This window comes from Corynebacterium hindlerae, from assembly GCF_014117265.1.
Classification (GTDB): Bacteria; Actinomycetota; Actinomycetes; order Mycobacteriales; family Mycobacteriaceae; genus Corynebacterium; species Corynebacterium hindlerae.
Genome location: NZ_CP059833.1, coordinates 1,046,252 through 1,071,747, shown reverse-complemented (window position 1 = coordinate 1,071,747; position 25,496 = coordinate 1,046,252). Strand labels below are relative to the sequence as shown.

Sequence of the window (25,496 nt, the reverse complement as noted above, 5' to 3'; positions counted from 1 at the left end):
ACTGGCGTCAAATAGCGGGCGTCACATAAGGAGAAGTTCATGCTCATTTCACAGCGTCCAACGCTCACCGAGGAATACGTTGACGAAGCACGCTCTCGCTTCATCATCGAACCACTGGAGCCAGGTTTCGGCTACACCCTCGGTAACTCGCTGCGTCGTACCCTGCTGTCTTCCATCCCTGGTGCAGCAGTGACCAGCGTCAAGATCGACGGTGTGCTCCACGAGTTCACCACCATCGGTGGCGTGAAGGAAGATGTTTCCGACATCATCCTGAACATCAAGGGCATTGTGCTGTCCTCTGACTCTGACGAGCCAGTGGTCATGTACCTGAGCAAGTCTGGCGAAGGCGTCGTCACCGCAGGTGACATTCAGCCTCCAGCGGGTGTGGAGATCCACAACCCGGATCTGCACATCGCTACCCTCAACGAGCAGGGACGCCTGGACATCGAACTGGTTGTTGAGCGTGGCCGCGGCTACGTCCCAGCAACCCTCAACGCTGGCGGTGGCGAGATCGGTCGCATTCCTGTTGACCAGATCTACTCCCCAGTGCTCAAGGTCAGCTACAAGGTGGAAGCTACTCGTGTTGAGCAGCGCACCGACTTTGACAAGCTGATCATCGATGTCGAGACGAAGAACTCCATCTCCGCACGTGATGCCCTTGCTTCCGCAGGCAAGACCCTGGTTGAACTGTTCGGCCTCGCACGCGAGCTGAACACCGCAGCCGAAGGTATCGAGATTGGCCCATCTCCACAGGAGACTGAGCACATCGCAGCCTACGGCATGGCTATTGAGGATCTGAACTTCTCCGTTCGCTCCTACAACTGCCTGAAGCGTCAGGAAATCCACACCGTCGGTGAGCTCGCTGAGTGCACCGAATCAGACCTGCTGGATATCCGCAACTTTGGCCAGAAGTCCATCAACGAGGTCAAGATCAAGCTCGCCGGCTTGGGTCTGACCCTGAAGGACGCTCCGGAAGACTTCGACCCAACCCAGATCGAAGGCTACGACGCCGAAACCGGCGAGTTCATCGACTTTGACCCGGAAGATTCTGAGTAAAACGCCCTAAGGCTTCCGCCATCCGGGAGCCTGCGCTCATAAACCTGTACACGAGGAGTACAACAATGCCTACCCCTAAGAAGGGCGCCCGTCTCGGCGGTTCGGCTAACAACCAGCGTAAGATCCTGTCTAACCTGGCTGCTCAGCTGATCGAGCACGGCGCAATCAAGACCACCGATGCCAAAGCAAAGGTTCTGCGTCCATACGTAGAGAAGATCATCACCAAAGCTAAGGCCGGCACCATTGCTGACCGACGCAACGTAGCTAAGCTCATCACGAACAAGGAAGTTGTTGCTTACCTGTTCAACGAGCTGGCTCCTAAGTTCGAGAACCGTGCTGGTGGCTACACCCGCATCATCAAGCTGGAGAACCGTAAGGGCGACAACGCTCCTATGGCCCAGATCTCCCTGGTCCTCGAAGAGACCGTTTCCGCTGAAGCTACCCGCGCAGCCCGCGCAGCTGCTTCCAAGAAGGCTGAAGAAGCTCCTGTAGAGGACGCTCCAGAGGTCGAGGCAGACACCGCTACTGACGCAGCTGCTGAAGCTGAGGCAGTAGAGGCCGAAGCCGAGGAGAAGTCCGAGAAGTAATTCTCAGCTCCTGAAAAGCCGTCCCGTCATGAACGTCGGGGCGGCTTTTTGTTGTGTGTGGGTGGGGTTTTCTGTAAAACCCGGGAAGTGAACCTCGGGTTTCGGGCTAGAAATGCCAAATTAGCAAAAGTGAAGCCTGGAAAGTTGCCGAGATCCGGGAAATGCTTCCCGGGGATTGTAGGGGAGGTCTGTGAGGCTAAAAGATTAATTGGTGCCTCTCGTTCAAAAGCCTCTCTTTTATCCGGTATGGTGAAAGCGCTGGTCCTTAACGGGGGTTGATTTCCGTATGAGGCATGAAGAGGGGAATCTGGTGCAAATCCAGAACTGTCCCGCAACGGTAAAAGGAACATAACTAGAGGCGTTGATCACTCAATTATGTGCCTTGAGTCCGAGTACCTGCCAGCGGCAGACGTCTATAGGCGCTGCTTGATAGTTTGGACCGAGGAGTCACACAAGTGAAAAATTCTCCGCACCGGATTATCGGTGTTCTTGCTAGTTTGATACTGGCTATTTCTGCATGCTCTGCGCCAACTGTTTCGACACCTCAAGGCGTCGATAAGCAGGTGCAGGTTACAGATGACGCTGGCCGCACAATTACCTTTGACGAACCCGTTGACGAGATTGTTGTTGCGAACCGCTACAACAGTGAGTTGATTCGTGCGATGGGACACATTGAGAAGGTTGTATCTGTGGACACCAATACCGCGCAGGACCGCGCGTATTGGTCGCAGTTCGATCCGGACAACGTTATTGGTAAGGGGCAGAGCAACCTCAATATCGAGAAAATCATTTCCTTGCACCCGGATGCACTAGTGCTGCCCAAAAATGCTGACTACGAAAGTTATGCAGAGCAACTTGAGCCAGCTGGAATTAAGGTCGTTGTTGTCACCGGGTGGGATAACAAAGCTTTGGACAAGCAAATCGATATCTTGGGGCAGCTGTTTAACGACAAACCTGCAGCAGAAGAACTGATCAAGTTTTATGAAGAAACTCTCGCTTTGGTGAAGGAAAGAGTAGAAAAAGCACCTGAAAGGAAAACCGTGTATTGGGAATACGGTGACCCGTTCACCACGGCATTCCCGGGTACATCCAACGACGGGTGGCATAACATGATCGTTAATGCTGGTGGCGTCAACATTTTCGCAGATCAGCCAGCTACGGGCGATACAGTAGATCCAGAGTATATCCTGCAGACCAACCCCGACCTGATCCTAAAAGTAACTTCCGGTGGTGCACTGAAGAACACCGGTGTGTACACGCCGCCGGCTGATACTGAGTTCCCAAGCATCGCCGAGGAAATGATGGCCCGACCTGGTTGGAACAACCTCAACGCTGTGGCTAATGATCAGTTGTACTTTATGACTGGTTTCCTAGGGGGTGGCCTCGGCAAGGCTATTGGCACTGTATACGTGGCAAAATGGCTATACCCAGAGCAAATGGCTGATGTGAATCCAGATGACTTTTTCAACCGCTGGCTGGAACTACAAAACGCGAAGCCGGTAGACGGACACACATACCACGCCCACCACTAGTAATGGCACAACGGGCGAATTCATCAGTTAACCGCGAGCTACGGCGAAGAGCACTGAAATCCAGTGGTATCTTGGTTTTCTTCACTATCGCGATGCTCGCGGTTTCCTGGATATCGGTAACTAATGGCGTAGCGGGGTTCAATTCTATTGAGCTCTTGGCCACCCTACTTCCTCCTGGGTGGTTGCCTGCGCGCACTTTGGATTACGGCGAATGGGTCATTTTTTCAGGAATTCGACTCCCTCGGGCCATCATTGCAATCATCGCAGGGGCTGGACTCGCGCTGTGTGGCGCCGTGATGCAGATCATCACCCGAAATCCGATGGCAAGTCCGTTTACCACTGGAATATCAAACGCTGCAGCCTTCGGTGCCGGGATGGCCATTTTCTTTGGCTTGACTATCGCAGGGTCCCAAGGAGTAGCTATCACGTTGTGCGCCTTTGTTGCGGCGGCCGCGTGTTCGATAGTGGTAGTCAGTATCTCTGCTGGTGCGCATCGGGGTGCGGCTGCGTTGATCCTGGCAGGTATCGCACTTAGCTACCTGTTTTCCGCACTAACCTCCGGACTTCAGTATGTGGCCAACGAACAGAAGCTCGGTCCCATCCTGTATTGGGCTTTTGGTGATTTAGGGCGAGCTACTTGGCAACACATCGGTTACTTGACAGTTATCGTCACTATCGGTTTAGCGTATGTGCTGATCAATGGCGGGAAATTAGCCCGATTAGCGCTCGGAGACGAAGCAGCGTTAGCGTTAGGAACGCCAGTGCGCCGGATCCGGGTAGAGTCTGGGATCTGGGTTACCGTTATCTCTGCATCAATTATCAGCGTGACTGGGGTTATTGGGTTTGTCGGGTTGGTCGCACCTCATTTGGCATCTATGATTATCGGACATGACGAGCGGGTTCGTATGCCTTTGACAGCATTGATCGGTGGGCTTCTCCTGCTTCTGGCAGACCTGGCAGGCAGAACCGTTGTCAGCCCTGTAATTATTCCGGTAGGAATCATGGTTTCGCTCGTCGGTGTTCCCATGTTTCTTTGGCTCATTTTACGAGAAAATCGCAAGGAACTGCGATGACGATCACGGGATTAGCAGTAAAAGGACTTGCAGTAAGGCATAGCCGAAAAGGGGTGCTGGTCTTGCGTGATGCGACGCTTACAGTTCCTTCCGGTCAGGTAACGGGCATTATCGGGCCAAATGGTGCGGGAAAATCGACGCTGTTAAAAGCAGTGTGCGGTATTTTGCGTCCAGCATCGGGTGCAGTGTCGATCGGGGAAATAGATGTATTGAAGCTAAAACCTCGGGTTCGAGCAACGCACATCGGATATGTCCCGCAACAAGCTGAAACTTCGGGGAACGAACTGACGGTTTACACCGCGCTGGCTTTAGGTGCGGACGAAAAGGAAGCTCGGTACGACATTAAGCAGGCAGTGCTTGGTGTAGCACATCAGCTTGATCTTTCTGACCTGCTGTTTCGGAAAGTGAGGGAGTTATCTGGTGGCCAAATTCAGCGTGTACTCATCGGGCGTGCCCTGGTGCGTGACACTGAGTGCATATTACTAGATGAGCCAGTAAACAATTTAGATTTGCACTATCAAGTAGAGATTATGCATCTGCTCCGTCATCTTGCTCATGACTGTGGAAAAGCTATTGCTGTGGTGTTGCATGACATGAACCTGGCGGGCACTTATTGTGACCGGCTCGCCGTGGTAGCTGATGGGACGATACAACACTCCGGTGATGTAGCTGATGTGCTAACGGCTGATGTGGTGAGGGCACTATTCGGGGATGTCGCAGATGTGAGTCATTTCGGGCGACCATGGCGTGCGGTACTGCCGAAACGAGAAGGAAGCTAACAATGGTCGCTGATACCCATCGGCGGGGCGGCTTTTTGTTGTGTGTGGGTGGGGTTTTCTGTAAAACCCGGGAAGTGAACCTCGGGTTTCGGGCTAGAAATGCCAAATTAGCAAAAGTGAAGCCTGGAAAGTTGCCGAGATCCGGGAAATGCTTCCCGGGGATTGCAGGGGAGGCGAGCAACGAACAGTGAAGGAATCTAACAGTGATTGCTGACATCAATCGGCTAGGCGGTGCGTTTAGCGTCCGGGTGGAGCCTTTTCGACAAGAGGATTTTGTGGCGAGCAGGCTGTGTGATCCCACATTGCCCGATGCTGCAACAATGGTGGGCGCTCATGCTGCCGTGCGAGGACTTGAGCCAAATCGTTTCGCTGGTTCATTGGTTTTCCAGCGTTATTGCCACCGGGTTTGCGGTGCAGCTGTGGCGGCGTTGGTGTTGCATGACAGCGTGCTGGATGTATCCATGCCTAACTGTGCGATGCGGTTTCGGGAGGGGAGTCCCGATACGTTGATTCTGAAGAACCTAGACGTGCGGCCGGTCGCGGATCCGAAAGCTGTCGTTGATATGACGGTCGGGCAGCATCTTGAGCCGTTGGCACAAGTGATTTCGAAGGTGAGTGGCCCTGGGATGCCAAATTTGTGGGGGAATATGGCAGCGGGGTTTGCGGGGGCGTTTCGTAAACTTTCGTTGCAGGCACATAATTCTGCGGAGCTGGCTCGGGTGCGGGCGCTTGCGGAGCAGGTGGCGGCTGCACACCCGAAGTTGGAAAGGGGTGGGAGCTATCGGCTCGTGACACTGGGGGAGAAAACCCAGCTCCAGTTTGAGCGGACATCGTGTTGCCATTGGTATGCGGCGAAGGATGGGAAGTATTGTTCGTGGTGTAGCAAGATTTCGCCTCAGGAGCGGCAGCAGCGTTTCCTGCAGTTGCTTCAAGACCAGTAAGATAGCTTCATCATGGACAGCTCAGATTCAGTGAAACTTCGCCTCGACCTTGCCTATGATGGCACCGATTTCCACGGGTGGGCTCGACAGGTTCCGAAGGAGGGCGAGCCGGAGTTACGCACCGTGCAGCAGGTGCTGGAGGACACGCTGACGATGGTGCTGCGGGAGCCGATTCAGCTGACTGTGGCTGGGCGCACGGATGCTGGGGTGCACGCTCGGGGACAGGTAGCGCACTTTAGCGTCGGTAAGCAGGCGTTGGCGCAGCGCACGATCGATGGTGATCCGTCGCGACTTGTTCGTCGGTTGGCGCGCTTGCTGCCGGATGACATTCGCGTTCAGAGGTGTGGTGTTGTCCCAGAGGAATTCGATGCCAGGTTTTCGGCGCTGCGCCGTCACTACGTGTATCGGGTGAGCGCTGATCCCGCTGGGGCGTTGCCGACCAGGGCTCGTGACACGGCGCATTGGCCAAAGCCGGTGGATCTGGCGAAGATGCAGGCAGCAGCTGATGTTCTGGTGGGGTTGCATGATTTTGCGGCACTGTGCAAAGCGAAGCCAAATGCGACGACGGTGCGGGACTTGGAAGTATTCCAGTGGCATGATGTGTCCACTGCGGAGGAGCCACTGTTGTACGAAGCCCATGTGAGTGCTGACGCGTTCTGCTGGTCGATGGTGCGATCGCTGGTGGGGACGTGTCTGACAGTGGGCGAGGGACGCCGCGATACTGGGTTTGTCGCGGGGCTGCTCACGATGGACAAGCGTTGTTCCGAAGTGCCAGTGGCGCCGGCGCATGGGTTGTCGTTGGTGGGGGTGGACTACCCGGCGGATAGTGATTTGCAGGCGCGGGCGGAGGCGACACGCGGGCTGCGGACTCTTCCGTGACCTGTGACAGCGCGCCCTTGCCGGGGATTACCCCCGACATGGCCTAAGATTACTGAGGTTAATACGGCGCAAAATGTGAAGGTGGGTTAATGGGTATGGTCAGCGCAGCAGCGATAGCAGTTGCGGTGTTCACCGTTCCAGGCTTGATTGTTGCGTGGCTATCGGGTGCGCGTGGCCAGTGGGCTGTTGCGGCGTCACTCCCAGCGACCTTCGGCATTTATGGTCTGGCGGCGTGGGCGTTTGGCCTCACCACCATTACGTTTAACGCGAAGTCGGTGGCGCTGTTTACCGCTGGTCTCGCGCTGTTGGCGTTGGTGTGGAATGGCGCATTTTTTGCTTACCGACGTCGCCGCGCCGCCCGCCTCACCACCGAAGGCGACGACACGCAGCCTGCACCGCGGCGTGACTGGCGCACCGGAACCCTCCTGGATCCCACCTGGATACTGCCGGGCCTCGGTATGGCCGGTGGGATTGCGTACATTTTGCACAGGTCGCTGCAGTTACTCGGATATGCCGCTGGGAAGATGGATAGCATTTTCCAGGGCTGGGATGTGCACTGGCATGCCAGCGTGGTGCGCTACGCGGTGGAAACGGGTATCGTTTCGCCGACCCGCATGGGTGAGCTGCAAAACACTGAGACCCTGGCAAAGATGTACTACCCGACGGCATGGCACGCAGGGGCGGCTCTGCTGGCAGAGCTGGCGAACATCTCACCGATCGCAGCGACGAATCTCACCGGCATCGTCATTCCAGCTGTGGCGTTCCCGATCTCTGTGGGGCTGATTGCCTGGCGTCTGATCGGGCGCCGGGGGATCACAGCGCAAATCGCAGCTGCGTTGGCACCACTCATTGTTGGTGGCTTCCCGGTCCTCCACTGGATTGGCCTCTACGTGGGGGCCTGGCCTTATGTGGCGGCGGTCGCGACAAGTGGCATCGTGTTGGCCCTGTTCATGACGGTTCCTTATAGCCCGATCCGCAGTTTCCTCGCTGCGCTCGCGTTCATTGGAATGGTGCAGATGCACCCTTCCGCGGCGACAATCGTGGTACTCGGGTTGGCGCTGTGGTGGCTGCTGTATTTGCTGTGGGTGCCTGCGCGTAAGCCCGCCAGTGTGAAGGGACATATTGGCTGGAGGCTTCGCGACGTCGCATTGCTCGGCGTTACCGGCCTGGTTGGAGTGGTGGCGCTGCTGCCACAGATCCTCATTGGCGCGGAGCAATCTGAGGAAGTGAAAGCTTTCACCGCCACCGAGGACTTGAGCCTGGTGGAGGCCTGGAAGACTGCGATCTTCATGAACACCCGGCACGCTGTTTCCTTCGAGCTGAATGTGTCCCCGTGGGTGTGGATCGCTGGCGCAGGCGCAGTGGTGCTCGTGCTGTGGCGTCGTAACCTGTGGGCCCCGGTGTTCTGGTTCCTTAGTGTGTGCTTCACCGTTAACTCACTGCGTCCATTTGGCAACACGTGGGGCAAATACTTTGAGATGATCGGTGCGCTGCACTACAACACCGGGCACCGTCTGGTCATGCCGGCAGCGATGTTCACCGTCGCATTCGCAGCGGTTGCTATTGCCGTGGGTATTCGCCTGCTCACCGGTGGCCCACTAAAGAAGTACACGGTGGTCACTAGTGCTCTGGCGGTCCTGGTTGGCGGTGGCGCAGCGTATGTCATCCAGGACACCGTCCGCACCGGCATGGAGCGCGGCAGTGCGTGGGCCATCAACTCCGCCCGCGACGGCCGCCTGGTCAACGAGCGGGACTTCAAGGCTTTCGATTGGCTGGCCAAGCAACCACACGCCTACGACGGCACGATCTTCTCTAACCCCGACGAAGGCAGCGGCTGGATGTACGCCTACAACCGGCTGCCGGCGTTCTACAAGCACTACCTGTGGCCGAACACCACCATCGAGTCCAACACCAACAGCCTGTTCTGGCACCCGATGCGACTCGGCCAAGGCAACTTTGACGTTCCTGATGAAGCGAACCGTGTTGATGTGGCGGCCCGCGAACTGAACGTGAAATACATCTACATCTCCCCACCAAACTTCTGGTGGTTCCAGGCACCTCGCCCCGACTTCGAAACCGGCTTGATCAACACCCCAGGCGTCACCCCGGTGTACAAGGACCACCAGGTGATCATCTACGCCGTCAACGCCGCGTTTACTGACGAAGAGATCCTGAAACTTCGCGAGCCGGGCAACTCCCCAGAGAAACTGCCACCACTGCGCACCAAGGGCGAAGCCGGGAAGAACACCAGCTGGGCAGACTACAACGATCCGTACATCCACCGGCCAACCATCCCGCACCGCGGCCGCGACTCCCATTTCGAATGGCTCGTGGAACGTGACAAGCTCAAAGGACTCGATGCCGACGGTGTGAAAACCGGGGACTCTGTAGCTGCCGAACAACAAGACAAACCGCCGGCACCACCATCCCAGTAGCACTGCGAGCGCCACAGTCCCCCGGTAAGGTGTGAACACGAAGCAATCGGTCACACAAAAGGGGGGAAGGCCGTGAGCGGAGTAATTTCGTCCACCACCAAAGCGCAAATCAGCGGACACAAATTTCTAGTCCGGCGAGTAGAACATGGCGTGGTTCTCGGCGACACCAGGATGATCTCCGACCCACTAGGTGCCCGGAAACGCGCCGCTCTCTTTGGTCTCATCGGAGTGGCCATCATCGCTGTAGGCTCCGGCGCACTCGCACTGTTCGCCCCAGCGGCGGATCCTGGGGATGCGCCCATCATTCGCACCGAAAATGGTGCGCTGTACGTCCGGCTGCCCAGTGACAGCGGAACAGCGCTCCACCCGGTGGCGAATGAGGCTTCGGCGAGGTTGGTCGTCGGTAAGCCGGAAGCTGCGACGAAGGCGTCGGCCGCAGTGCTCGACGGACAGCAGCGGGGCGCTCCCATCGGAATCCTGGGCGCGCCGGGCGTGATCGCACCGCACCCGCAGCCCGCCCACACCTGGTCGGCGGTGCACAGCGGCAGCGACGTCACCGTTGTTGCAGGCACCGCCCCCGCCCCGCTTACCGACGCCCAGGGCCTCCTCGCCCACGCCGACGGAAGAACCTGGGTCATCACCACCGCGGGTCGAGCCGAGCTACCGCCAGACGACACCCCACTCGGCCGCAGCATCCGCCGGCGCCTCGGCATTACCATTGACACACCCATGTGGCGACCACCAGCCCAACTGCTGTCTGCCGTGACAGAACTGCCTCCCTACCGAGAAGTAACCGGCGACATCATCGCAACCGGCACGGAATACTGGCTGCTGCGCCACGACGGGCTCGTACCCCTCACCGGCCTCCAAGCCCAGATCGCCACCGACCTTGGGGTTGTGCAACGCCCCGTTCCGTCTCATGCATTGCCCGAGTACCCTGACGCCGTGCGCGTTGTCGCCGAACTTCCCCTTGCCACGGTGCAATGGCAAACACCAACACACGTCTGGGTACGCGCAGACGGCCGAGTCGGGCTTGGCGAACCTGCGCCACACGGTATCTCACTCGCAGGTCAAGCAACTGCAACACGCTTTTCGGGCCCAAGCATCGGCGCCATCGGTGTCGATACTGGTAATGGGATCGTGCTAGTCACTGATTACGGAGTAACCCACACGGTAGCCACCCCGGCGGATGCTACGGCGCTCGGCGTCGTTGATCCCCAAACCGCACCCTGGCCAATACTCGCGTTACTTCCGCGCGGCGCGGAACTATCTCACACTGCTGCCCTGAAGCCACAAGGGTAGGGGCCCTTTCGGGGAAGTGTGCGGGTGAAGGGGTGTTCCGGGTGTTTCAGGGGTTTTGACGATGTTGGATTGACGATGCTTCGAGGTCAGCTTAATGAAAAAGGCTGGTATCCAGGGATCATCGTCATTTCACTATCGTCTAAAGGCAATAGTGGTGGGCCGTCATGTGTTCTTGTGCCAGGGGGAGTGCGTCGGCGTTGGGTTCCACGGGCCATGTGGCGGGTGAAGGGGGCATTTCTGGGAAATGACGATGTTGGATTGACGATGCTTCGAGGTCAGCTTAATGAAAGAGACTGGTATCCAGGGATCATCGTCATTTCACTATCGTCATAGGACTTCAAAAACCCAGCCCTTCACATCATTTTGCGCCACGCTGCCAGTAGGATCCCGAGGCTCGCGAGCCCGATGGCGGTGATGAGTAGAAACGTGAGCGCGCGCTGCTGAATGCGCATGTCGGGTTCCGCTGGCTGCGTTAGTGATACTTGCTGGTGGTAGGCCTCGCCCATAATAACAGTAAGGGCGGTGGTGGATGAGATGTGTCCTGTTCCAGGTGAGGCGCTGGCTGTGAGTCTGGCACGCAGCTGGGCGGGCGTGTCCTCGGGATAGCGCTGCGTGAGGAGTGCCGCCACGCCAGACACCACTGGGGCGGCGAAGCTGGTGCCCATGAATGGTTGTTGCTGGGTTTGATGGTGCATGCCGGTGGCGAAGCCTTCGCCGTGCGGGCTTAGTCCTACCGGAACTCTACCGGGGGCTGAGTATGGTGTCCCACTGGTGGGGAGTGAGTATTGTGCCAGGTCGTGGCTTGTTTCGGACGCTGATACAGCGATGACGGTGGGAGAATGCGCTGGGTAGGATATGGATCCTGCTGGGCAGGCGGTGCCGATGTTTCCGGCAGCTGCGATGACCACGGCGCCACTGTGCTCGGCGCGGAGGAGGGCTTCGTCGAGCACGCGGGCGTCGAGGGAACCTGCGAGGTGCGCGGGGACGCAGGAAGCGAGGGACACATTGATCACGTGAGCGTCCATATCAACGGCGCGGTGCAACGCATCCGCCAAGGTAGCGATGGTCCCCGCTGACTCTTCTGGTCGGGCAGGGGAGCGCAGCACGCTGCTGGATTGGCGGATCGCGATGATCTCTGCGTCGGGTGCGATGCCGAGGAGAGCGTCGTCATGCTGCGGTGCGGGGCGGGCGGCGATGACCCCGGCGACGATGGTGCCGTGGCCGTCGCAGTCGTGAAACGCCCCGCCGCTTTCGCCAGTGCCGATGAGGTCCCCACCGTCCGCGACCTGGCCGAGGCGGGGATGGGGAGCCACACCGGTATCGATCACCGCCACCTTCACCCCTGCGCCGGTGGCGAACCGGTGGGCGAGCAGAAGTTCCGCGGGAGGGGAACCGTGAGGGGCCTGCGCCGGGATCGGGGCGGGGCATTCCGGTTCGGCTGCTAACGCAACAGGAGCAGGGGTACCCGCCAGAACAGCGAAAATACAAAGTAGTACTAGGGTGCGCATTAGCCGAGGCCTCTAATGGCGTCGAAAAGCCCGGCGAGGTGGGCTGCCAGCGGAAACACTGCCGCCAGGGCAAGCGTCTCCCCACGCTCCAGCCAGTTGAATACCGTTGGTGACAGCCCCCGGATCCGGTGCGCCCACAGTGGTGCGGTGAGCCCAAGCATCATCGCCACCACCGCCACGATTGCCCCACCCGGCCCGGCCGCCGGCCCGGAAAAGACCACCGCTCCCAGCCCGGCGAGGAACCACAACCACAGACCCCACATCGCTGGCGTGCTGCGGTGCCTCGTCGCGTGCAATGCCACCGCAATGCTGCTTGCCAGCGCAAAACCGCACACAAATCCAGGACTGGGGGTGCGCCACCCCAGATACAGCAGCGCCAACGCCGCCACCGCCCCAGCACCTAAACACACCCCGTCCAGCACCCTGGTCGCACGCCACGCCCGCTCCACAGGCTTATCGACGGCCTGATCAGCCACCCGCAAATCCTGCCCGGCAGCCGGGAGCGCTGGAACCTTCAACCCGGCCACCACGGTCGCAAGCTGAGGCGACGCCAACAGCACTGCGAAACACACCGCCACGGCAACCGCCGCAGCGGACAGCGTGCTCCCCGAGACAATGAGGACACCGGAAGCCACCACCACGATCGCGGCAGCCGTGAACAGCAATACCACAAGTGACAGCCCTGGTCTTGTCACCCACCACAGAAACAACGCGGTGACCAGTGCCGCCACCACCGAAGCGATGGCAAGCCATCCCACGTGTGCTGGATCGCTTGGCCCCATGCTGCCCGCTACCAATGTCCACACCGTAGTCCCAGAAGCTAACGGGAGGGCGAGAGCAAACATTCCAGCCGACAGATTTTCCTCTGGCGCAGCAGTTCGCAGCCACGCCGCCACGCACCCAGCGAGAACCAGCAAAAGCAGCAACAACGCGGAATTCGTGACAGTGGGAAGTGCGGCCGTCAGTGAGAGAAAACCCAAGCTGACTAGCCCTAGCAGCGCCGTGGACGCGGCGAGACCGTGGGCGGAAAAGGACAGGTCAAGGTCAGTAAGGGCTTCGGCGGCGTCGGTACGTAGCGGCGGATCGATGTCCTCCCATGGGGAAAACACCAGGACATCACCGTGTGTGACTCCAGCGTGGGGAAGTGGCACGGACATGTCTACCGGGGTGCCAGCCACCGTTCGTGCCAGCCACGGAACAGAGATCATGGGTGCTCCGGCGAGTTCCGTAAGTTCCGGGAGGGCTTCCTCCAGCGATGACGAGGCCGGAACGGTCACGTCCACTGACTTCGGCGGCGTCGAGGACAACTCGCCCACCTCGAACCGGCAAGTAATGCGAAATGACGTGGTCAGATGATGCGGTGCGGTCAAAACGAACCCCCATTGCGAAACCGAAAGCCTTGGTGCATCAACCCCCTTGGTGCACCAGCGCCACAACTGTGACTGCGGATACGCTCAGCATGGCCTAAACTTGGCGCCGTGTCCACTCGAAGCTTCGGGGGAAGCTCGTGGAATCAAACACTCAACCTGGGGGAATAATGACATCGACGTCGCTCGAACCACTTCATGACCAGCTGGAATTCGAACCAGAATACGTGATTGCGCCGATCAGTATGGCGGAGCGTGAACCCGCGCCACCCGTACCAAGCGGATCCATCCACACGGAGAAAATCCCTCCGGCGTCAAAACCACAGCCCATGCCATTGGTGCGCATACTCATGCCAGTGATCATGCTCGTGGCCATCGGCGGAATGCTCGCACTGATGATCACGGCGGGCGGGCAGGCTCACCCGATGATGCTCATGTTTCCCGTCATGATGCTGATGAGCATGGCCACCATGTTCGGCTCTCCACCGGGCGACGATATTGATGAAACTCGCCGTGCCTACCTGCGGCATTTGAGTGCGGTGCGGGATTCCGCGGTCCGTAATGCCTCAGCGCAGCGGGCCGCGGAGGTGCACAAACATCCGGACCCGGCGTTGCTTGGGGCAATGGTGGGAACCCGGCGGTTGTGGGAGCGCAATCCCGATGATCCTGATGCGCTGGAAGTCCGGTTGGGGCTGGGAACCACTGCGTTATGTACCCCAGTGGTAGTGCCAGATTCTGGAGCTCCAGAGGACCTGGACCCGGTGTGTGCGGTGTCGTTGCGGCATACGGTTCGCTCGGTGGGATCAGTGCCGCATATGCCGGTGGCTGTGCAGCTGCAGGCGTTTCGTTACCTCGGGGTGGCTGGGCCGATGGCGGGTGAGCTGGCCCGCGCGTTGATTATCCAGTTGGCGTTTCATCACGGTCCGGAGTGCGTCGGGATTGAGGCACGTGGGGACTCGCTGGCCTGGACAAAGTGGTTGCCCCATGCGCGGGAGCCACAATCCGCCCGCTTTCGGATTCTGATAGCAGACGACACCGCCGACATTAGTACTGAGCTGGATAATCCGCAGTGGACGACCATCGTTGCGCTCGGTCACCACGAGTACAGCGAGGTGGGGGAGTGGGCCCTCACTGAGGGGCTGTGGCTGACGGTTGGCGCGGATTCAGCGCGGACGCTGACGGTGCACACGGAAGGCGGGCTGGAGGATATCGGCGCGGCAGACGTTCTCAGTGAGGCTGCGGCGCTGCACTGCGCCCGCACGCTTACCGCTTATCGACGCCCCGCAGCTACCGCGACCCGCTCCCTCGATTTCTTAGGTCTGCACGGCATCGCTGAACTGGAAGAATTACGCCCTGAACAGCTGTGGCGGCCGAGCAAGAGCGCGCAGCAACGGTTGAACGTACCGATCGGAGTCACCGAATCAGGTGCGCCCCTGTACCTGGACATTAAGGAATCCGCACACGGCGGGGTGGGGCCTCATGGGCTGTGCATCGGGGCGACTGGCAGTGGCAAATCCGAAGCGCTGAAAACATTCGTGCTGTCCTTGGCGCTCACTCACTCCCCGGAGGAACTCAATTTTGTGTTGGTCGATTTCAAGGGTGGCGCTACTTTCTTAGGACTCGACGATTTGCCCCACACCTCCGCGGTGATTACCAACTTGGCGGATGAATCGAGCCTAGTGGAGCGCATGCATGAGGCGATTAGCGGTGAGCTGACGCGTAGGCAAGAGGTGTTGCGGCAAGCGGGGAATTTCGCCAATGTAGGCGAGTACCAGACTGCTCGGGAGAGCACCCATCCGCATCTTCCGCCCCTTCCTGCGTTGGTGATCGTGCTGGATGAGTTCTCTGAGCTGCTGGGCCAGCACCCGGATTTTGCGGATCTCTTTGTGGCGGTCGGCCGACTGGGCAGGTCGTTGCATATGCATCTGTTGCTGGCCAGCCAGCGGCTGGAAGAAGGTCGGCTGCGGGGCTTGGATTCGCACCTTTCCTACCGCATTGGGCTCAAGACGTTTTCGGCGTCGGAGTCCCGCCAGGTGTTGGGCGTGGTGGATGCGTACCATCTTCCGGCGACGCCGGGCGCTGGGTTCATTAAGTCTGATGCCAATGATGTCACTAGGTTCCAAGCGAGTTATGTGTCCGGACCAGTTCCCGTCCGCGTGGTGGGAACCGACACTGACCAATTGGGCGTGCAACTGTTTTGCAGTGCTGCTGATATCGCGGAACCGGAGGAGGCCCAATACCAGTTGGATTCTTCTCGGACGGTGCTGGGCGCGTTGATTAAGGTGATCGTGGCTGCGGGCCAGCAGGTGCGGTGGCATGCCCACCAAATGTGGTTGCCTCCACTGCCGGACCAGCTGCCGTTGGCCGGGGTGGCTGATGAGCTGGGGATGTGCCAGGCCGCCATCGGTATGGTGGACCGGCCGTTCCACCAGCGGCAGGACCCTTTCGTGGTGGATTTAAGTGGCGGCGCCGGGCACGCCGTGGTGTGCGGTGGTCCGCGTTCCGGCAAGACGACGGCGCTGCGCAGCATCGTGTTGTCACTTGCTGCCACCCCATCACACTGCTGATCTGCGGTGCTACATCCTCGACTTGGCGGGTACGGAGTTGGGCGCGATGGCGGCCATGCCTCACGTTGCTGGGGTCGCACACAAAAATGATCCCGAGAAGGTAAGACGTGTAGTGGACGAAGTACGGAGCTTCATCGATGATCCGCAGCCGGGCCACACGTTCCTCGTGGTGGACGGTTGGCACGTGGTGAGCAGCGATTTTGAGGAACTCTATGACTCGTTTGTCGCCATCGCATCTGATGGTTTGGCGGCGCGGGTCCATTTGTTGCTCAGTACACCGCGATGGAACCTGATCCGCCCCGCGATCCGAGACTTGCTGGGCACCCGGATAGAGCTCAAGCTCGGCGAGCCGATGGATTCAGTGATTGACCGCAAAGCGCAACAAAAGCTCTCGGATAAGCCGGGCAGAGGGCTGAGCAATGAGGGCGAATCAATCCTGGTGGCGTATTCCACCAACCAGGATGTCGGGCATGTCATCATGGCGGCGCGTAGCACGAACCTGCCTCCGGTGCCGCGTCTTAAGGAACTGCCCGTGTCCTTGGCGGTGGCCGAGGCGGGGCACTGCCCGGGCATCCCCTTCGGGGTGGGTGGCCCCAGTCTTGGTGCGCTCGGGTGGGACCCGGAATCTTCACCGCATGTGCTGTGCATTGGCGGGCAAGGTTCCGGAAAGACGGGGTTCATGAGGACGGTGGGCAGTGGCGTCGTCAAGCTCGGGCGGGAGGTCGCGCGCTTGGTGGTTATTGACCCGCGCCGCAGCCACCTCGACGCCTTCCCCGCAGACATGGTCGCAGCCTACGGCGCCACCACGGACGCCATCAGCCAGGCAGTCGCCAGCGCCGCCACCACGCTCAAGGGCCGACTGCCGGGCGCTGACGTCACTGCCGCCGACCTGCGCGCCCGGTCGTGGTGGTCAGGGCCGGAGATTTACCTGCTTATCGACGACCATGACCTGCTTGCGGAAGGCGCATTGCAGCCACTCATTCCGCTCATCCCGCACGCCCGTGACATTGGTTTGCACATTGTCGTCGCTAGGAAATCAGGCGGTATTGGGCGCGCGCTGTACACCCCGTTTTTCGCCACCGTCAAAGATAACTCGCCCAGCGTGCTGCTTCTCGACGCCGACCCAGACGAAGGCCGCATCTTCGGCATCAAACCAACCAAGCAAATCCCAGGCCGCGGTGTGTGGCACGTCGCCGGCACCACGATCGGGGCATGCCACGTAGCGCAAACCTAAGGAAGAACCATGAAACTCATCACGGTGACGGTGCTGGAGAACGCCACCATCTTCGAAGCAGAGGAACAAATACACCGATACGACCTGCCCTGCTCCGGGATCCTGGCGGGGTGGGCGGTAGCAGCCGTCGTTGACCAGCTGAAAGTCATGGCCGACGGGGTCTGGCCCGACATTGAAGTCGCGATCACCGGGCCAGACCGGGCCGTCGAAGTCCTCACCCGCACACTCCTGAACAAGTCCGTGGCAGCCTACAACGCTGATGAAGTCGAAACAGACCACCAGGCGCCGAAGGCGATCCGGAGACCAACCAAGGGACGTCGTAAAGCAGCGTTGCCAACGGTGAGCCTGTTCCATGTCGCCGTCGCGCTGGTGATCATTACCGTTTTGGTGTTGAGTTGGTGGGGGATTGATAGCCAGCCACACACCACCGCGCGGGCGGAAAACCCCGTGGCTACCGCTTCGCCCACGCCTTCCCATGGGGTGGTGATGGAATACGAACGCGTCCGGCTTACCTTGCCGCCGGGGTTTCGCATCGGGCCCCGGGAAGACGGCATCCTTGTTGCCACAGGAGAAGACCCCAACATGAGAATCCTCATTGCTGTCGATAACACCTACGGCGTCGACGCAGGCGCCATCCGCACCGAAATATCCAGTATGGTGGCCAGCGACCCGACACTCGAAGAAAGAGTAACGCGGAACCTGCGCCCCAACGACCCCACCGTCGAATACCTCGAAACCCCAGGAGACGGCAGCACTGTGGCCTGGGTTGTGTGGGTTACCGCTGGGCAACAATTCAGCGTCGGTTGTCACAGCAAGGGAGAACCCACCATCGCGCAAAAAGCAGCTTGCACCATGGCAGTAGAGAGCTTGGGCCTGAGCTAAAAACTTTTTTTAAAAATAATGGAACCTTTTCGGGCGCTCGCGGAGTCTAAACATAATGAGGGCAAAAAAATTGGCCCCACACTACACACCATTCATACGGGGGAATCACAGAAATGACTCAACTGTTCAGGACTGAAGCTGATGTCATGGTTGCCGCCGCCGGGCGCGTCGATGGCACCAACAATGAAGTACAAGGGGAACTGACCAGGCTGCGCAGCGTCGTCGACGGTCTCCGCGGCAGCTGGGCCGGCAACGCACAAGTCAGCTTTGACAGCCTGATGGAGCGCTGGAACACCTCGGCACGCGAACTGCACGAAGCACTCCAAGCCATCGCCGACAACATCCGCCACAACGCGAAAAACTTCGACGGCATGGAAGCCGAAAACGCCAGCGCATTCAACAACATCGAAGCCCAAGGCCTCGCGCTCTAACACCAACAGGGGGAAACCATGGAAAGCATGATCAAGTACCAATTCGGCGAAATCGAAAACGCAGCAGCCGACATCAACGCCACCTCCGGCCGCATCAACTCGCTTCTCGACGGCCTCAAGTCCCAACTCCAGCCCATGGTGACATCCTGGGAAGGTGACTCCGCGACGGCCTACAATGAAGCTCAGGCTAAGTGGGATCGCGCCGCGAACGAGCTCAACACCATCCTCGCGACGATCTCCAAGACCGTCCGCGAAGGAAACGACCGCATGAGCGACATCAACCGCATGGCCGCAGCAAGCTGGGGCTAAACCTACTACCAACCATCAACCGGGGTCTGCTGTTCGCGCAGGCGCCACCCGCACACTACTCGTTGTGGAAGGCGAGTGCGGGTGGCGCCGGCGCGATTTTCACTTTTAGGCACTCATGTTTTAGGATTGGTTGTCTGTGTGTGCAGCCCCAAGGGGCAGCAGCCGTTCGGGTCTCCACCGGCCGCCGAATCGGATCTTGTGCGCACGCGTCTTGGCTGGCAGTTCCTAGACAGACTTATAAGGAGTCATTTTGTCTACTTTTCACCCAAAGAGCGGTGACGTAACCCGCAAGTGGTACGTCATTGACGCTACTGATGTGGTTCTGGGGCGCCTCGCAGTTACCGCTGCTGACCTGCTCCGCGGCAAGCGTAAGCCATACTTCGCACCAAACGTTGACTGCGGTGACCACGTCATCGTTATCAACGCTGACAAGGTGCACATCTCCGCGAACAAGCGCGACACCGAGTTCCGTTACCGCCACTCTGGCTACCCAGGTGGTCTGACGACCCTTTCCCTGGGCCGTTCTATGGAACTGCACCCAGAGCGCGTTGTCTTCGAGGCAATCCAGGGCATGATGCCGCACAACAAGTTGACCCGCGCTTCCGTAAAGAAGCTGCACGTCTTCGCAGGTTCCGAGCACCCATACGCTGCTCAGAAGCCTGAGACCTTCGAAATCAAGCAGGTGGCACAGTAATGACTGAACAGAACGTAACCGAGAACCAGGATCTTCAGGCTGACGCTGCAGACATCGCTGCTGCAACCGCTGCTACCGAAGAGTTCACCAACACCATCGGCGACATCGTAGCCCCAGAGCCTACCGAAGAAGCAGCTGTTGCTGCTCCTATCGAGATGGACGGCCCAATCCAGACCGTCGGTCGTCGTAAGCGCGCCATCGTCCGCGTCCGCATGGTGCCAGGCACCGGCGAGTTCAAGTGCAACGGCCGCTCCCTGGAAGACTACTTCCCGAACAAGCTGCACCAGCAGCTGATCAAGGCCCCACTGGTCCTGATCGACCGCGAAGGCCAGTTCGACATCCACGCAAACCTCACCGGTGGTGGCCCAACCGGCCAGGCTGGCGCATTCCGCCTCGCGATCGCTCGCGCGCTGAACGCTTACAACCCAGCTGACCGCGCAGCCCTGAAGAAGGCTGGCTTCCTCACCCGTGACGCTCGTGCAGTCGAGCGCAAGAAGGCTGGTCTCCACAAGGCACGTCGCGCACCTCAGTACTCCAAGCGTTAATACGCTTCGTACTTACGCGAAACACCGCCCCTCCCGAAACACCATCGGGGCTGGGGCGGTGTTTTAGTTTTTGAGGGGGGGAAATCAAGCGTATGGATGGGACGATCCAGGCTTGAAAAGTACCATCCGTACGCTAAATCCCGCCGCGCAATCCCTACTTCAAGAGCACCCCAAAGCGATGCATAGTCTGCGAGATTGCTTGCTCCTTGAGGAAGAGCTGCAGTTCGATCCGGCCGTCGGCAAGCAGTGGGCCTTCGGCAAGGTAGGAGCCGTTCTCGGCGGCCTTGACGCGGAAGGAATCCGGCGCGGTGCCGATGATGCGGATCCGGGAGGACGCTGGGAAATCCGGAGCAGTGAGGCGAACCAGAGGCACCCCGGTGAGAGTGCTTGCGATCTTTAGCCGCAACTCTTCGCGCGGAGACAAGTCCGAGGCGTAGTACAGGTAGGACTCTGCCGGGACGTAGCGGAACACGTTGGATTCGCAGCGCAGTGCCGCGCGGTCGTGCTCCACGGCGAACTCGGTGGCCCAGGCCTGTGCGTCCAGCTCGGCGGCGCGGGTGACCCAGGTGAGGTCCTCATCTGACAGGGAAGAGGCGCGCAGCTGGCGCGTGACCTCAGGCGACAGGGACACGCCAGATAGCGGCTCCAAAGTGCCGTCGGTCCAGGTGCCGAACTGTGCCACGTAGTTCGGGCCACCAGCCTTGGCGCCAGGACCAATGGCGGAGTTCTTCCAACCGCCGAAGGACTGCCGTTCCACGATCGCACCGGTGATACCGCGGTTGATGTAGGCGTTGCTTACTTCAACGTGTTCGCGCCAGTAGGCGATTTCGTCTTCGTCGAGGGAATGCAGGCCACCTGTGAGTCCGAACCCGGTGGAGTTTTGCCATTCGATGGCTTCTTCCAGCGTGGAGGCGTACATGATGCCCGTGACGGGGCCGAAGCACTCGGTGGTGTGGAACCAGGAGCCAGGCTGGACGTTGTCACGGATGCCTGGGGTCCACAGGTCAGGTTCGATTTCTCGTGGCTTGAGCAGCCACGACTCTCCCGGTTCCAGCTTGGTGAGGCCGCGCTTGAGTTTTTCGCCTGGGGCTTCGATGAGGCCGTTCATCGTGGTGGAGATGTCGGTGCCGCGGCCGACGCGGAGGGTGGAGACGGCGTCGACAAGCTGGCTCTTGAAACGCCCGCAGTCGCCCACCAGGATCAGCAGGGAGGCGGCGGAGCACTTCTGGCCGGAGTGGCCGAAGGCTGACTTGTAGGCATCGGCGACCGCGAGGTCAGGGTCGGCGTGCGGGGTGACGATGATGGCGTTCTTACCGGAGGTTTCCGCCAGCAGCTTCATCTCTGGGCGCCAGGAGCGGAATAGCTTGGCGGTCTCGGAGGCACCGGTGAGCACCACGCAGTCCACATCGGGGTGGGAGATGAGGCGTTTGCCGGCTTCGGCTTCGTCGGCGTTGACCATCTGGAGTATGTCCTCGGTGATGCCTGCCTCGCGAAGGGCAGCCACAGCCACCTCGGCGCAGCGCAAGGTTTGTGGTGCGGGCTTCAAAATCACTCGCGCACCAGCTGCCAGGGCAGCGAACACGCCACCCATGGGGATAGCGACGGGGAAGTTCCACGGCGGGGTCACCACGACCACATCGTGCGGGGTGAAACGGTCATCGAGCTGTTCGGCGCAAGAGGCGTAGTAGGTGGCGAAGTCGATGGCCTCGGAAATCTCCGGGTCCGATTGGTCGACCGTCTTGCCCGCTTCATGCGCCATGACCGAGACCAAATCACCACGGTGCCGTGCCAGTGCATCCGCAGCCCGAAGCAGCAGTTCCACGCGGTTATCCGGCGAGGCGGCCGCGCGGGCCCGGGCCACGGCCTCATCGATGACGGCCGGGTCGGTGACCAGCGGGGATTGCGTCGGGCCGGGGTCTGTGGCGAGGTGGCGCAAGGCCCACTCGCGGTTGGCCTGCAACGCCGGGTCGGTGTCGGGTTCGTTGCGGAACGCGCCAGTGGAGTAACGCGCTTGCTTATCGACGCCACGGTCCTGATCGCGTTGCGGAGTGTCACGCACATTCCACCGGTCCGCTACAGCGCGGAGAAACGCATCGCGCTGACCCGAGAAATCGCCGACGGCTTGGGCGTGAAGGAAGTTTTCCTCAGCACCGTTTTCTTCCAAGCGGCGCACCAGGTAGGAGACGGCGACGTCGAAGTCTTCTGCGCGGACCACTGGCGTGTAGAGGATTTCCTCACCGATCGCTGGCGCCATGCCCTGTAGCATTTCCATGTCGATCTGTTTTTCCACGCCACGTTCTTTGGCCAGTTCTTTAGCAAACGCGATGGTGAACAGGTTGTGGCTGGCCACGCCGATGCGAATCGCGTCAGCGTTCTCCGGCTGGAGCACGTAGTCAAGCATCCGGTAGTAGTTCGCGTCCACCTCGTGCTTGGTCAGGTAAGGGGCCTGTGGCCAGTCGTGCAGCTCAGCTTCGACCTTTTCCATCGACAGGTTCGCGCCCTTAGCAAAGCGCACTTTGATGTTGGCACCGCCCTGTTCAGTGCGGGCACGGGCGAATTCTGTGATCTCCTGGAGCGCTGCGAAGGAGTCTGGCAGATAAGCCTGGAGCACAATGCCTGCGTGATAGGTGTGGAATTCATTCTCGCTGAGCAGCTCTTTAAACAGGCGCACCGTGAGCTGGAGGTCCTTGTATTCCTCCATGTCCAGGTTGACAAAAACCTCATTGTCTCGTGCAGCGCGGTACAGCGGACGCAGACGATCCTTGAGGCGCTCCAAGCTGCCCTCCATGTCCCACTGATTCAGCTGCGCGGCGACCGACGAGGCCTTGATAGAAACGTACGATACGCGCGGGTTCTTCACCAGTTCGATGGTGTCTGCCAGTCGCTTGTCTGACTCCTTTTCTCCCAAGACAGCCTCACCGAGCAGGTTGAGATTGAGCTGTACGCCCTGCTGGGCGGCCTCGTCAAGGAGCTTGTTGAGCTTCTCGCCATCTGCATCCAAAATGAGGTCTCCCACCAGCTGGCGGAACCGGCGCTTAGCTGTCGGAATGACAATGCTCGGCAGCAGCGGAGCGATCTGCGCCCCGGCCTTGAACAACAGGCGGTCGATACCGCTCACGAATCCGGGCGGATCAGGAAGCTCGCTGAGGGCCTTCGCAGCTGCCGTGTTGTCGGAGGGGCGAGCAACCTTATCCACAAAACGCATCGTGAAATCGATACCGCCCTCATGACGGACCATTTCAGAAATCTGATTGTCATCTGAAATCGACGAGTGCCACGCGGATGCCTGGTCAGCGGCGCGGGAAATAACGGTGGCAAGGGAGTCGGTCAAGGCTAGCCTCCTTGGGATAACTTGGTGTTTTATTAGAAAGCAGGTACTGGTGTGGTGACCACTGTGACCTCATCAGTGGTGGCGATGCTGCCACAGGTTGGTGTAGGTCATTCCCAGAATATGGGAACACCCCCCTTTAATATAGTGATGGGGTTCACATTGACCTAGTCTGGGTGGGGTAGGCGGGGTTTGTCGCGTTGTTTGTGGGTTGTCCCCGACATTACCCGCCCGAAGTTCGGGCTCATTGGGGCGATTTTGGGGCATTGTCGGGGCCGTAATGTCGGGGGCGTATTGTCGGGGACAACGCGGTAGCCAGGACATCCCCAATTGCCCCAATATTCCCAGCAGTTACGTTTTGGTCGATGGTGGGGCGGCGTTTCTTTTGGTCCCGACATTACCCGCCCGAAGTTCGGGCTCATTGGGGCGATTTTGGGGCATTGTCGGGGGCGTAATGTCGGGGGCTTAGCGTTTAACCCGCCGGGCGTAGGGGCTGGAAAAGCATCTAGGTGCGGGAGATGCGAAATCCCAGCGATTGGCAAAGAAAATGCCGGCACTATCGTTGAACATGGAACACCCTCCCGCGCCCCAATCAACCCGGCTACCAGAAATAAGCCGGGCCCAAGGCATAATGAAAGCTATGGCTCGACTCTTTGGAACTGACGGCGTGCGTGGACTCGCCAACGAAAACCTGACCGTCAACCTGGCGCTGCGCCTGGGACAAGCAGCCGCAGAGGTGCTCACGAGAGAGAACCGTAGCTCTAAGAGACGCCCAACGGCTGTGGTGGGTCGCGATCCACGAGTATCAGGAGAAATGCTGGCCGCGGCACTATCGGCTGGTATGGCGTCGCGTGGCGTGGACGTGTTGCGCGTGGGAGTGCTCCCTACGCCTGCGGTGGCATTCCTTACCGACGACTACGGCGCTGACATGGGCGTGATGATCTCCGCGAGCCACAACCCAATGCCAGACAATGGCATCAAGTTCTTCGCCGCCGGTGGGCACAAGCTGGCTGATGAGGTCGAAGACGAAATCGAAAGCGTCATGAACTCGATGCAGGACTGTGGCCCTACTGGTTATGGGGTGGGACGCGTCATCGAGGAAGCCCCAGACGCGCAGGAGCGGTACCTGAATCACTTGGCCGAGGCTGTGAAGACGGACCTCAGCGGAATCAAAGTAGTGGTGGACTGCGCGAACGGTGCGGCATCTGAGGTTGGTCCGCTAGCGTATGCAGTGGCTGGCGCCGAAGTTGTGGCAATTCACAACAAGCCTAACTCGTACAACATCAACGAGGACTGCGGTTCCACTCACATCGAACAGATCCAGAAGGCCGTCGTGAAGCATGGCGCTGACCTTGGCTTATCCCATGACGGCGATGCTGACCGGTGCCTGGCCGTCGACGCCGACGGAAACGTGGTCGACGGGGACCAGATCATGGCGATTCTGGCGATCGCAATGAAGGAAAACGGTGAGCTGCGGAAGAACACCCTCGTTGCCACGGTCATGTCCAACCTCGGATTGATGCTGGCGATGAAAGATGCCGGCATTGAAGTGAAGACCACCAAGGTGGGAGACCGGTACGTGCTGGAAGAGCTGCGTCGTTCGAGCCTGTCGCTGGGCGGCGAGCAGTCCGGCCACGTGGTGATCCCCGACTATGGCACTACCGGAGACGGTATCCTCACCGGCTTGACTCTGATGGCGCGGATGGCGGAAACCGCATCATCGCTAAAGACTCTGGCAGGGGCGATGACCGTGCTGCCACAGAAGCTCATCAATGTCCCGGTTACGGACAAATCCGTCATTATGTCGGACGAGCGCGTCATTAGTGCGATCGCCGAGGCTGAGGCGGAGCTCGGGGAAGCCGGCCGCGTCCTGCTCCGAGCCTCCGGCACTGAAGAAATTTTCCGAGTGATGGTGGAAGCCGCAGACGCCGATACCGCAGTGCGGATCGCAGGTCGCCTCGCTGCAGTTGTGGCCGCCGTGTAAAAAAGTTTTCGCCGCGAGGGAACCTTTTGCCCCCTGTGGAGAGTCAAAACATAGTGAAGGGGT

General features: G+C 59.6%; 20 protein-coding genes and 1 riboswitch. Of the genes, 17 read left to right on the top strand and 3 right to left on the bottom strand.

The window, feature by feature from the left end:
• Nucleotides 1–39: 39 nt before the first annotated feature.
• The 9 genes from HW450_RS05165 (at nt 40) to eccB (ending at nt 10,584) form a co-directional block, all read left to right on the top strand.
• Nucleotides 40–1,056, top strand: coding sequence for a DNA-directed RNA polymerase subunit alpha (locus HW450_RS05165; RefSeq protein WP_182386921.1), 1,017 nt, complete (start codon nt 40–42; stop codon nt 1,054–1,056).
• 65 nt (nt 1,057–1,121) lie between these two features.
• Nucleotides 1,122–1,643, top strand: coding sequence for a 50S ribosomal protein L17 (gene rplQ / locus HW450_RS05160; protein WP_182386920.1), 522 nt, complete (start codon nt 1,122–1,124; stop codon nt 1,641–1,643).
• A 255-nt stretch (nt 1,644–1,898) separates the two neighbouring features.
• A riboswitch (cobalamin riboswitch) is annotated at nt 1,899–2,061 on the top strand.
• A gap of 37 nt (nt 2,062–2,098) precedes the next feature.
• The gene (locus HW450_RS05155) at nt 2,099–3,175 is read left to right on the top strand and encodes an ABC transporter substrate-binding protein (RefSeq protein WP_182386919.1); all 1,077 of its coding nucleotides are present in this window, start codon (nt 2,099–2,101) and stop codon (nt 3,173–3,175) included.
• Between the two features lie 71 nt (nt 3,176–3,246).
• Complete coding sequence (locus tag HW450_RS05150; RefSeq protein WP_182386918.1) at nt 3,247–4,248, top strand: FecCD family ABC transporter permease; 1,002 nt, start codon at nt 3,247–3,249, stop codon at nt 4,246–4,248.
• The gene (locus HW450_RS05145) at nt 4,245–5,027 is read left to right on the top strand and encodes an ABC transporter ATP-binding protein (RefSeq protein ID WP_182386917.1); all 783 of its coding nucleotides are present in this window, start codon (nt 4,245–4,247) and stop codon (nt 5,025–5,027) included. The genes HW450_RS05150 and HW450_RS05145 overlap by 4 nt, the downstream gene beginning before the upstream one ends.
• A gap of 203 nt (nt 5,028–5,230) precedes the next feature.
• The gene (locus HW450_RS05140) at nt 5,231–5,968 is read left to right on the top strand and encodes a ferric iron reductase (protein ID WP_182386916.1); all 738 of its coding nucleotides are present in this window, start codon (nt 5,231–5,233) and stop codon (nt 5,966–5,968) included.
• Nucleotides 5,969–5,980: 12 nt separating this feature from the next.
• Nucleotides 5,981–6,847, top strand: a complete 867-nt coding sequence (gene truA / locus HW450_RS05135) for a tRNA pseudouridine(38-40) synthase TruA (protein ID WP_182386915.1) — start codon at nt 5,981–5,983, stop codon at nt 6,845–6,847.
• Nucleotides 6,848–6,942: 95 nt separating this feature from the next.
• Entirely contained in the window at nt 6,943–9,282 is a 2,340-nt protein-coding gene (locus HW450_RS05130) for a DUF6541 family protein (protein ID WP_182386914.1), read from the top strand.
• A 72-nt stretch (nt 9,283–9,354) separates the two neighbouring features.
• Entirely contained in the window at nt 9,355–10,584 is a 1,230-nt protein-coding gene (eccB, locus tag HW450_RS05125; protein WP_182386913.1) for a type VII secretion protein EccB, read from the top strand.
• A 353-nt stretch (nt 10,585–10,937) separates the two neighbouring features.
• Here eccB and mycP read toward each other — a convergent pair whose 3' ends face one another.
• Nucleotides 10,938–12,092 carry a type VII secretion-associated serine protease mycosin gene (gene mycP, locus HW450_RS05120; protein WP_182386912.1) on the bottom strand — a complete coding sequence of 385 codons (1,155 nt, stop codon included), beginning with the start codon at nt 12,090–12,092 and terminating at the stop codon, nt 10,938–10,940.
• Nucleotides 12,092–13,462, bottom strand: a complete 1,371-nt coding sequence (gene eccD, locus HW450_RS05115) for a type VII secretion integral membrane protein EccD (protein ID WP_182386911.1) — start codon at nt 13,460–13,462, stop codon at nt 12,092–12,094. The genes mycP and eccD overlap by 1 nt, the downstream gene beginning before the upstream one ends.
• A 167-nt stretch (nt 13,463–13,629) precedes the next feature.
• Here eccD and eccCa point away from each other — a divergent pair, with 167 nt between their 5' ends.
• The 7 genes from eccCa to rpsI all read left to right on the top strand — a co-directional run bounded on the left by eccCa (nt 13,630) and on the right by rpsI (nt 20,121).
• Entirely contained in the window at nt 13,630–16,026 is a 2,397-nt protein-coding gene (eccCa, locus tag HW450_RS05110; protein WP_232843339.1) for a type VII secretion protein EccCa, read from the top strand.
• Entirely contained in the window at nt 16,001–17,260 is a 1,260-nt protein-coding gene (gene eccCb / locus HW450_RS13075) for a type VII secretion protein EccCb (protein ID WP_232843338.1), read from the top strand. The genes eccCa and eccCb overlap by 26 nt, the downstream gene beginning before the upstream one ends.
• 9 nt (nt 17,261–17,269) lie before the next feature.
• Nucleotides 17,270–18,142, top strand: coding sequence for a type VII secretion-associated protein (locus tag HW450_RS05105; RefSeq protein WP_182386910.1), 873 nt, complete (start codon nt 17,270–17,272; stop codon nt 18,140–18,142).
• Between the two features lie 113 nt (nt 18,143–18,255).
• Nucleotides 18,256–18,573, top strand: coding sequence for a WXG100 family type VII secretion target (locus HW450_RS05100; protein ID WP_182386909.1), 318 nt, complete (start codon nt 18,256–18,258; stop codon nt 18,571–18,573).
• An 18-nt stretch (nt 18,574–18,591) separates the two neighbouring features.
• The gene (locus tag HW450_RS05095; RefSeq protein ID WP_182386908.1) at nt 18,592–18,882 is read left to right on the top strand and encodes a WXG100 family type VII secretion target; all 291 of its coding nucleotides are present in this window, start codon (nt 18,592–18,594) and stop codon (nt 18,880–18,882) included.
• Between the two features lie 250 nt (nt 18,883–19,132).
• Entirely contained in the window at nt 19,133–19,576 is a 444-nt protein-coding gene (gene rplM, locus HW450_RS05090; RefSeq protein ID WP_182386907.1) for a 50S ribosomal protein L13, read from the top strand.
• Nucleotides 19,576–20,121, top strand: a complete 546-nt coding sequence (gene rpsI / locus HW450_RS05085) for a 30S ribosomal protein S9 (protein WP_182386906.1) — start codon at nt 19,576–19,578, stop codon at nt 20,119–20,121. Before rplM ends, rpsI begins: the two co-directional genes overlap by 1 nt.
• A 154-nt stretch (nt 20,122–20,275) precedes the next feature.
• Here the strand turns inward: rpsI and HW450_RS05080 are convergent, their stop codons facing one another.
• Nucleotides 20,276–23,452 carry a proline dehydrogenase family protein gene (locus HW450_RS05080; protein ID WP_407926276.1) on the bottom strand — a complete coding sequence of 1,059 codons (3,177 nt, stop codon included), beginning with the start codon at nt 23,450–23,452 and terminating at the stop codon, nt 20,276–20,278.
• Between the two features lie 637 nt (nt 23,453–24,089).
• Between HW450_RS05080 and glmM the strand changes: the two genes are divergently transcribed.
• Nucleotides 24,090–25,433, top strand: coding sequence for a phosphoglucosamine mutase (gene glmM / locus HW450_RS05075; RefSeq protein ID WP_182386905.1), 1,344 nt, complete (start codon nt 24,090–24,092; stop codon nt 25,431–25,433).
• Nucleotides 25,434–25,496: the final 63 nt, after the last annotated feature.

Excerpts from the sequence above, each read along its gene's own strand:
- mycP (WP_182386912.1), bottom strand. The coding sequence starts at position 12,092 with ATGCGCACCCTAGTACTACTTTGTATTTTCGCTGTTCTGGCGGGTACC.
- HW450_RS05145 (WP_182386917.1), top strand. The coding sequence starts at position 4,245 with ATGACGATCACGGGATTAGCAGTAAAAGGACTTGCAGTAAGGCATAGC.
- HW450_RS05100 (WP_182386909.1), top strand. The coding sequence starts at position 18,256 with ATGACTCAACTGTTCAGGACTGAAGCTGATGTCATGGTTGCCGCCGCC.
- HW450_RS05165 (WP_182386921.1), top strand. The coding sequence starts at position 40 with ATGCTCATTTCACAGCGTCCAACGCTCACCGAGGAATACGTTGACGAA.
- HW450_RS05095 (WP_182386908.1), top strand. The coding sequence starts at position 18,592 with ATGGAAAGCATGATCAAGTACCAATTCGGCGAAATCGAAAACGCAGCA.
- rplQ (WP_182386920.1), top strand. The coding sequence starts at position 1,122 with ATGCCTACCCCTAAGAAGGGCGCCCGTCTCGGCGGTTCGGCTAACAAC.
- HW450_RS05130 (WP_182386914.1), top strand. The coding sequence starts at position 6,943 with ATGGTCAGCGCAGCAGCGATAGCAGTTGCGGTGTTCACCGTTCCAGGC.
- HW450_RS05105 (WP_182386910.1), top strand. The coding sequence starts at position 17,270 with ATGAAACTCATCACGGTGACGGTGCTGGAGAACGCCACCATCTTCGAA.
- glmM (WP_182386905.1), top strand. The coding sequence starts at position 24,090 with ATGGCTCGACTCTTTGGAACTGACGGCGTGCGTGGACTCGCCAACGAA.
- rpsI (WP_182386906.1), top strand. The coding sequence starts at position 19,576 with ATGACTGAACAGAACGTAACCGAGAACCAGGATCTTCAGGCTGACGCT.
- eccCa (WP_232843339.1), top strand. The coding sequence starts at position 13,630 with ATGACATCGACGTCGCTCGAACCACTTCATGACCAGCTGGAATTCGAA.
- truA (WP_182386915.1), top strand. The coding sequence starts at position 5,981 with ATGGACAGCTCAGATTCAGTGAAACTTCGCCTCGACCTTGCCTATGAT.